The sequence below is a fragment of the Rhodococcus sp. NPDC054953 genome, from assembly GCF_053609225.1.
On sequence record NZ_JBSGXD010000064.1, the window covers coordinates 1 to 769 of the forward strand.

General features: G+C 71.7%; 2 protein-coding genes. Both read left to right on the forward strand.

Going from position 1 to position 769, the window contains the following annotated elements; translation table 11 throughout:
- Window positions 1-225, forward strand: a 225-nt coding sequence (locus tag ACWF62_RS20475) for a hypothetical protein (protein WP_452631242.1), incomplete at its 5' end; no start/stop codon positions are given.
- Window positions 226-338: 113 nt separating this feature from the next.
- On the forward strand, window positions 339-587 hold the full coding sequence (locus tag ACWF62_RS20480) for a hypothetical protein (RefSeq protein ID WP_452631244.1): 249 nt from the start codon (window positions 339-341) through the stop codon (window positions 585-587).
- The last annotated feature ends 182 nt before the right edge of the window (window positions 588-769 follow it).

Below are 769 nucleotides of genomic sequence, written 5' to 3' on the forward strand. Positions count from 1 at the left end.
GCGGGCCGGTCGCCCCGCCGACCGGTCACCCGCGAAGACCTGGACGCCGAGCACGGGCCGCTGCGCCCGGTTGGCCCGTCCGATCCCGCCGATGTCGCCACGCTGTGCAGGGCGCTCGGTGATGCCGGGGCGCTGGCTGCTGGGTCGGTGCTCGTTGCGCTGTACCGGCTGGTGGCGGAGTACAACCGCAGTTCGTCGCCGAGCGGGTCCGAGGCGGCTCTCTGATCGCCGGCCGTGAGGGATCGTGGGAGTCGGAGGCGCTGTACCGGCTGGCCTGGACGATCGGCGCGGACCTTGCCGACCGGCCGAGGCGGTACAGCCAGGAGTGCGTCACCGCGGTGATCGCCGTGCTGCGCGCGTGGACGCAGGGACCAGCCCGGTACGTAGAGGTCGCCGAGACCCTCGCCGCGTACTTCGGGCTGGTCGCCGACAAGGCGGGCGGCTGGAGCCAGGTCGCCGACCGACCGTTCCAGCCCGGCTGGACGCCTGGACGGCACTCGGTGGACACCATCGAGGCCGTCTACCACTACCTGATGTCCCAGTCCTCCCAGCCCGTATTCGCTGATTGGAGCGAGGAGGAAGAGTGAGTGGCCCCGCCGGGTGGGCGGAGCGCGGCCCCGTGTCACCTCCGCCCACACCTCGGTGTGCTCCCACTGGATCGTTCACCCCCCGGCGTGCGGGCGATCCCGGGTGTCCACTTAGGAGGTGATCCGTTCGGCGTCGCCGGTCATGAGTCCCGCCAGTTGTTCGCCCACCCACAACGCGAACG